Raw genomic sequence first — 7,535 nt, 5'->3', positions numbered from 1 at the left:
ACCGCCTTGGGCGAACTGGGCCCCTGGCACGATGTCTGCCCACAGGATTGCTGCTTGTACACGCCGCGGCGACCTCCGACGGCGGGCGGGCGACCGGTTCAAGCCAATTGATGCGGCGGCTAGAATCAGCGACGTGCCATCTTGATTCCGGCCACACCGGCTTCGTCATCTGTCTTCGAAGCGGTGCTTCTGCCCCCTTTTTGATCCTTCGTGAGCACCATGCCTCGACTCGCCCACCAAGTCTTCTTCACGACCAAAGACCGCAGCGACGAAACCATCAACGCGTTGCTGGATGATTGCCAAACCTACTTGAACGACCATCCCGGTTTGGTGGGCTTCGCCGTGGGACGCTGCGAGCCCGACTACGACCGCCCGGTCAACATGGACTTCGACGTGGTGCTGCACACGGTCTTTGAAGACCGCGCCGCCCATGACGCTTATCAAACAGCACCTCGTCACCTGGAATTCATCGAGCGTCAAAAACCCAATTGGGCCGAAGTCCGAGTGTTCGATTCGAATCTTCGCGACTGATCTCGTTCAACTTTCACAACCACGTTTCACTCTCTTTTAAAAGCAAATATCACAATGAGTGTTTTGGTCACCCAAAAAGCCCCTGATTTCACCGCCACCGCTGTCATGCCCGATGGCACGTTCAAAGACGACTTCAAGTTGTCGGACTACAAGGGCAAGTACGTCCTGTTGTTCTTCTGGCCTCTCGACTTCACGTTCGTTTGCCCAACCGAAATCATCGCCTTCAGCGACCGAGCCAAGGAATTCCAAGACCTCGGCGTGGAAATCGTCGGCGTCTCGATCGACAGCCACTTCACGCACTTGGCATGGACCAACACGGCGCGCAATGAAGGCGGCATCGGCAAAACCGAATATCCATTGGTCGCCGACTTGAACAAGCAAATTTCGCGTGACTACGACGTGCTGCTCGACGGCGGCGTGGCTCTGCGTGGTTTGTTCTTGATCGACCAAGAAGGCGTCGTACGTCACCAAGTCGTCAACGACTTGCCACTGGGCCGCAGCGTCGACGAAGCACTGCGAATGGTCAAAGCCCTCCAGTACTTTGAAACCAATGGCGAAGTCTGCCCAGCCAACTGGCAAGAAGGCTCGCGTACAATCAAAGCGGACGTGGAAGGCAGCAAAGAGTTCTTCGGCGCCGAATACAAAAGCTAAGCAAGCAATCGAGCGCATCCCCATGTGGCAATTTCAAGATTTCGCGGCGCCGACTCCCGGCTCCGCTTGTGACCAAACCGCAGGCCAGTGCTTCACCGCGCACTGGAATGCGGATGGGCACGACTGGGTTTGCCACACCGCGGGCGGTACCAAGGGAATCAGCTTCGGCGATCCCGATGGTTCCTTGCACGTGAACTTGTTGCCAGTTGGCGACGACACGCTTCCCGTCGCCACGGAACAATCCGTCCGGGGCGACGTTTGGAACGTGACCCTTCCCCAGGCCGACAGCCAGTACTCATTGCGACTGGCTCTGCGAGTGGTGGAAGCCACGGAAACTCGACTGGTCATCGAGCCCACGCTGTCGATTCAGACGTTGCTGCTCGACACGCATCCAACACTGGACCTCACCGCCTTGGGTGATTGCGGCGTGATCTTCGACCAGGGCGACACGCTGGGCGACGGCAGCCCGCCGATTTCAACCGTTCAATTACACGGCGAAACCGGCTCCATCGCTGTGCTACTGGCACCCACAGACGCACCGTTCACAACCGATTTGCGTCGAGAAGGGCACCTGCAACTGCGTCTCTTCGGCGAATTCCTAGAAAAAGGCGTGATCCGCAAGGCTCGGCCCTGGATTGTCCTGGATCGCTCTGAACAGGGCGTTTCCGAGGCGGATCTTCAGGCGTATTTGAAACGATTGTGCGAAACGCCCCTGCCTTTGACGGCTTGAGCTTGCGTTTTTGGGCCTCCAGGCTATCCCGCACATTGAGTTTGGCTTTTCAAGAACGCGTTGCGCGGCAAGAATAGCGGGCTTCCCCACCCGCCTCCCTTCTGATTGGCCGACAGTTCAGTGGAACGCCGACTATTTTCGTTCATCCTCTCGTCGATGGCGTTTTTCCTGATCTACATGTCCCTTCGGACCATGTTCGCGCCACCACTGCCACCGGAGGAAGACGCGGTCGCCGAAGTCGACGGCGAAACCGCTGAACCAGCCGAAGACTTGGTTGCCGACACGGATGCGCCCGAGGCCGGCGAAGGCGACGGGGAAGCGACCTCCGAAGAAACAGACGTGGTTGAGCGTCCCAGCTCGCCAACTTGGTCGACCCTCGGCTCGATGGACCCGACCAGCGGCTACGTGATGCTGGTGACGCTGAACAGTCGCGGCGGTGGCATTGAGCGAATTGAACTGACCGAACGCAAAGAGAACGGGCGTCTGAAATACCGACGCGTCGACGTTCGCTCCGGATACCTCGGGTACTTGGCCGCCGACCCGACCGCAACGGACCTCGGGATCCGGGTCAACGTGGTCGGACCGGGAACGCCTGCGGATTTGGCAACCGCCGCCGGTGTGCAAGGCGGACTGAAACCTGGCGACATCATCACCGGGTTCAACGATACCAACGTCAACAACCTGTCCATGCTTCGCGAATCGATGCTGGAAACCAAACCAGGCGAATCCGCAACCGTCACGGTTCTGCGGAACGAGAAATCGATCGACTTCAAGACCACGCTGACCGAACATCCGCTGGATTTGGTTCGATTGGCCGAACACGGTGGAGATGACGAAGTCGCGGGCAACCTTTCTCGGCTGTCATGCCTGCTGACGGTCGGCCGCGTCGGACGCCGTGAAATCCAGTCGGGCGAGAAGACCATCGAAGGAATGGTCGACACGGGCGACTTGATCTGGGATGCCTCGCAAGACGGAGCCAAGGTTTCCTATAAATTGCAATTGTCCGACTCCGAGATGGAGCCAGCTTCCGGCAAATCGGTGGCACTGCAACGCACTTACTCGCTGAAACCAGACAGCTACTCGCTGGACATGGATGTGCAGATCGACAACCGGGCCGAGGAAGCACAGGAACTCGCATATCGCATTGAAGGTGCCAATGGCATCACCCTGGAAGGCTGGTGGTACAGCAACAAGATCAGTCCCAACTGGGGTGGCTCGGCCGCTCGCGACATCGTCTACAAGACCACCGCCGAAGGTCACGAACTGGTCTCCGGTTACGCTTTGCTGAAACGGGCGAAGAACGAATCCGAAGCGGATGACCAAACACTGTTCGCTCCCGATTCCGCACCGCCGGCTCGCAACCTGAGTTACATCGGTGTCGACGCCCAGTACTTCACCGTCGCGATGCTGCCACCGGAAGGCCAAGAGTCACTCAAGACATTCCGTCGTGCCGCCGCGAATATTATCGCTGACCCAACTGCGGTTCCCGACAACAAAGAACGCGCGGTCAACGCCAGCTTCTATCTCGACAGTGCCATCGCCGACGTGCCCCCGGGATCGTCGCTCAAACAATCACTCCGATTGTTCGCTGGCCCCAAACAGCCCGACGTGATGGAAGCCTACGGTTTGGGCGATTGCATCTACTACGGTTGGTTCTCATTCGTCGCCAAACCTCTCGGCGGGTTGCTGCACCTGTTCTCCAATGTCGGCAACTACGCGTTGGCAATCGTGCTGCTGACGCTTTGCGTTCGTGGCTTGATGTTCCCGCTTTCGCGAAAAGCGGCGATCAACGCCCAACGCATGCAAGAGTTGGCCCCTGAACTGAAGAAGATCGCGGAGAAGCACAAAGACGACATGGAAGCTCGTGTCCGAGCCCAACGCGAACTTCAACAGCGTGTCGGGTTCAATCCCATGGCTGGCTGCGCCCCGATGTTCCTGCAATTGCCGATCTTCATCGGCCTGTACCGAACTCTGTCCGTCGACATCGAACTGCGACAAGCCGCGTTTGCATCCTGGACGACTTGGGCGTCAAACCTGGCCGCTCCCGACATGATGTATTACTGGGGCGACTGGATGTGGGACTACTTGGGAGGCCGCGGCACCGGTTGGCTGGGCCCGTACTTCAACATCCTGCCAATGATCGTGGTCTCGTTGTTCCTGGCTCAACAAAAGATGTTCATGCCACCGGCAACGGACGAGCAAACCGCCATGACGCAGAAGATGATGAACTACATGACCTTGGTCATGGGGCTGTTCTTCTTCCGTGTGCCCGCTGGTTTGTGCATCTACTTCATCACCAGCAGCCTGTGGGGAATTGGCGAGCGGATCTTGGTCAAGAAAACGCTGCCATCCAAACCTCACTTCGATCCCGCAACCCTGCAGGGCGCCGCCGCGGGTGGCGGAACGGTCGATGGTAAAGTCAACAATTCGGCGGGTGCCAATGGAAAGAAAAGCTCCGACGGCAAACCCAAAACGATGGCGGATCGACTCCGCGAGCGATTGGGAACCCCGGAGGAAGAAGCCGCCCCGCTGCCAAAAGACCGCAAACGGCCACCATCCGGGAAGTCCGGAAAATCCGGCAATAAGAAACGCCGCTAGCAGGCTCAGGACCCGCGATTCAAAACCAGACGTAGCGAGTTCCGGCTGATGGGAGTGGCACTCTCCGTATCAGCCGCCGGGCGACCGCCCCGGGTTGCGATCATGCCGACGGAGAGCCTCCGTCGGCTACAGGTGCTACCGACACAACACCTGCCGACCGTTCGCGTCACGCGACTCGACGACCGCAACGCGATGAGGGCGACTGAGCCGATTGCTTGAAGCCGTATCCGGGCAGGGCAGGGCGGTGGTTCAATCGGCCACTTCCCAGCCTTTCTTGGTCAGAATCAATTCCACTGATTCATCCACTTGTTCCGCTTCCAGACCATCGACTCGAAAGGTGGTTGGAAAACAGCGTTTCATGCTGACGGTGGTTCGAGGCGGCATCTCGATTTCATCGACACTTTCATTGGTTTCGATCGAAAGAGTCTGGACCTTGCCTGATCGGTTCAACACCGAAATTTCGATTTGAGCCGATTTGGGACGGCCAAATAAATGGACGGCGTAATAGGTCGTTTGATCGGCCGTCGCGACAGCGGCCCCTGTTTGCGTGATGTGTTTGGCCACGATGTTCTCATGGTGCGGCGGTGAATCGATCCATCCCTGAACGAAGATGTCGATCAAACTCTTCGCGGTGACTTCGCCGGTGTTAGTGCGATAAGCGATGTTCTCTCGAACGACGCAGTAATCGTATCCGGCCGCCTTCGCACGCTCGGCGGGCGTGTTGCCATCCGCGCGGTGGCCATACTTGCCCGACTCAGCCATAAACTCCGCGAATTTTTTCGCGGTCGCCTGCAGCTCGTCGTTCACTGCCAGCTGACCGAGCTCCTTCTTTTTGCGGTAGTCGTTGATTTGCTTGACGATTGCCTTTTCAACTTCCGCAACCATTTCGCTATCGCTTTCCGACTCAACGGAGACCGCCGTCGATTCCTCTTGAGCCACCAACGGACCGACAAACAACAAACATCCGAGCACCAACCAACCACGCACCGCATCGCTCCTGATAGAGAATTTGAACCGAAAACCGAATCGCCCGATAAGCAGCGTGATGCAATCGTCATGCCTAACTTTCCGGCATCTGCTTCGTCACGGGCACCGCTCGATGCCAATCGGGCACAACAAGCGATTCCCTTCGTCTTCGTCGAGCTGGTAAAACGTGTCGCAATCCTGGTTTTCGGCGAACTCTTCGCTGTGCCACTCACTGATTTGACACCGTCCCGACTCAGCATGCGAATCCAAGCTCCCTCCTTCGTCGATCTCGAAACGCCCACCGGTCCGATGCGGACGCATTTGTTTCGTCCGGACGGCCCCGGCCGCTATCCCGGTGTGATTCTCTACAGCGAGATCTACCAAATGACGGCTCCGATCGCCCGCACCGCAGCCGTGCTGGCGGGACACGGTTTGCTGGTCGCCGTTCCGGATGTCTATCACGAGTTCACCGAACTGGGCGAGTCTTTCGCCTACGACAAAGAGGGCACCGACCGCGGCAACCGCTTGAAGATCGAAAAGGAAATTACCGCCTACGATGCCGACGCTCGATCCGTCATCGACTTCTTCGTCGGTGACGAAGGCTGCACCGGAAAAGTCGGCACGGTCGGCATCTGCCTGGGCGGGCACCTGGCATTTCGAGCGGCGATGAATGAGGAAGTCGATGCCGGAGTTTGCTTCTATGCCACCGACATTCACAAACGAAGTCTCGGCAAAGGGATGAACGACAACAGTCTCGATCGCATCCCTGAAATTAAGGCCGAGATGCTGATGATTTGGGGCCGGCAAGACCCACACATTCCCGCCGAAGGACGGCGGATGATTTACGACGCGATGACCGCGGCCGGCGTCAGTTTTTCCTGGCACGAGTTCAACGGCGAGCATGCTTTCATGCGAGACGAGGGGCATCGCTATGACCCAGAACTCGCCCTGCTGCTCAACTCGATGGCGTGCCAGCACCTCAACAGCCACCTGCGATAACGGCCGAGAAAACGAATTCATCGCCGATTGGCGATCCCGCCTGGCAATTTGGGGTTGGATGGAAAATCGTCCCACTTACGAATGAGCGACGATCGCGTATCCTTTGCGGTTCGTTTTCGCGAAATTCGGAACCTTCCGCCAGCTCCTGATGGATCGTCCCGTAGCTTTCTTCCCCTCGAACCCTTTGATTTCGACCCGTGTTACGAACCCACACCTGCGGCGCGCTTCGCAAATCTGACGTCGGCTCCCCCGTGACCCTGTGCGGATGGGTGGACAGCAAACGAGACCATGGCGGAGCCGTTTTCATCGATTTGCGGGATCGTTACGGACTGACCCAGGTCGTCATCGGGCCACCCGAAGCCAACGAAACGCTGATCAAACAAGCCGGCCACGTGCCCAACGAAAGCGTGATCTTGATCCGCGGCGTGGTGGCCGATCGATTGGAAGGCAAAACCAACGCGAAACTGGAAACCGGTGAAATCGAAGTTCGCAGCGAACACTTCGAGATCCTTTCGGCCTCCGAAACGCCTCCCTTCACGCCCGGCCAATCCGATTTGCCCGGCGAAGATTTGCGTCTGAAGTATCGCTTCCTGGACCTTCGCCGCAAAGAAATGCAGCAGGCCTTGATCCGTCGCAGCGAAATCATCAAGTGCATGCGAGACTACTTCGCCGAGCACGATTTCATCGACGTCGAAACGCCCATCCTCGGCCGCAGCACACCCGAAGGAGCTCGCGATTACCTGGTCCCCAGCCGCGTGCATCCGAGCAACTTCTACGCGTTGCCTCAGTCGCCGCAGCTTTACAAACAAATCTTGATGGTCGCCGGTTTTGACCGCTACATCCAAGTCGCCAAGTGTTTCCGCGACGAAGACTTGCGAGCCGACCGCCAGCCCGAGTTCACGCAGCTCGATTTGGAAATGTCTTTTGTCGACTCGGAAGACATCATCGGATTGATCGATGGCTTGGTCGCCAAGACTGCCAAACAAGTTTTGGGCAAAGACATTTCGCTGCCGTTGCCTCGCATGACCTACGCGGACGCCATGCGTCGCTTTGGTTCCGA

The 7,535-nt window shown here is 57.9% G+C and carries 7 protein-coding genes; 6 read left to right on the top strand and 1 reads right to left on the bottom strand.

Annotated features, from left to right (window positions below; translation table 11 throughout):
* The first annotated feature begins 219 nt into the window (after nucleotides 1-219).
* From B2R17_RS05415 to B2R17_RS05400, 4 genes are all read left to right on the top strand, one after another.
* On the top strand, nucleotides 220-531 hold the full coding sequence (locus tag B2R17_RS05415; RefSeq protein ID WP_008658566.1) for a Dabb family protein: 312 nt from the start codon (nucleotides 220-222) through the stop codon (nucleotides 529-531).
* Between the two features lie 54 nt (nucleotides 532-585).
* Nucleotides 586-1,182 carry a peroxiredoxin gene (locus B2R17_RS05410; protein ID WP_008658568.1) on the top strand — a complete coding sequence of 199 codons (597 nt, stop codon included), beginning with the start codon at nucleotides 586-588 and terminating at the stop codon, nucleotides 1,180-1,182.
* Nucleotides 1,183-1,204: 22 nt separating this feature from the next.
* Complete coding sequence (locus B2R17_RS05405; protein WP_286763161.1) at nucleotides 1,205-1,912, top strand: hypothetical protein; 708 nt, start codon at nucleotides 1,205-1,207, stop codon at nucleotides 1,910-1,912.
* Nucleotides 1,913-2,032: 120 nt separating this feature from the next.
* Nucleotides 2,033-4,510, top strand: a complete 2,478-nt coding sequence (locus B2R17_RS05400; RefSeq protein ID WP_339888639.1) for a YidC/Oxa1 family insertase periplasmic-domain containing protein — start codon at nucleotides 2,033-2,035, stop codon at nucleotides 4,508-4,510.
* Between the two features lie 249 nt (nucleotides 4,511-4,759).
* On the opposite strand, the gene B2R17_RS05395 is transcribed toward B2R17_RS05400, so the two are convergent.
* Entirely contained in the window at nucleotides 4,760-5,497 is a 738-nt protein-coding gene (locus B2R17_RS05395; protein ID WP_286763159.1) for a CAP domain-containing protein, read from the bottom strand.
* 237 nt (nucleotides 5,498-5,734) lie between these two features.
* Here B2R17_RS05395 and B2R17_RS05390 point away from each other — a divergent pair, with 237 nt between their 5' ends.
* Together B2R17_RS05390 and B2R17_RS05385 are read left to right on the top strand one after the other, a co-directional pair.
* Entirely contained in the window at nucleotides 5,735-6,475 is a 741-nt protein-coding gene (locus tag B2R17_RS05390) for a dienelactone hydrolase family protein (RefSeq protein ID WP_286763187.1), read from the top strand.
* A 251-nt stretch (nucleotides 6,476-6,726) separates the two neighbouring features.
* On the top strand, nucleotides 6,727-7,535 hold an 809-nt coding region (locus B2R17_RS05385; protein ID WP_414707229.1), incomplete at its 3' end, for an amino acid--tRNA ligase-related protein.

It is taken from the genome of Rhodopirellula sp. UBA1907, from assembly GCF_002337565.1.
In the GTDB taxonomy this organism is placed as follows: Bacteria; Planctomycetota; Planctomycetia; order Pirellulales; family Pirellulaceae; genus Rhodopirellula; species Rhodopirellula europaea.
The sequence above is the reverse complement of the archived record's forward strand: the minus strand, read 5'-3'. Positions and strand labels throughout refer to the sequence as shown.

Excerpts from the sequence above, each read along its gene's own strand:
- B2R17_RS05390 (WP_286763187.1), top strand. The coding sequence starts at position 5,735 with ATGCGAATCCAAGCTCCCTCCTTCGTCGATCTCGAAACGCCCACCGGT.
- B2R17_RS05410 (WP_008658568.1), top strand. The coding sequence starts at position 586 with ATGAGTGTTTTGGTCACCCAAAAAGCCCCTGATTTCACCGCCACCGCT.
- B2R17_RS05405 (WP_286763161.1), top strand. The coding sequence starts at position 1,205 with ATGTGGCAATTTCAAGATTTCGCGGCGCCGACTCCCGGCTCCGCTTGT.
- B2R17_RS05415 (WP_008658566.1), top strand. The coding sequence starts at position 220 with ATGCCTCGACTCGCCCACCAAGTCTTCTTCACGACCAAAGACCGCAGC.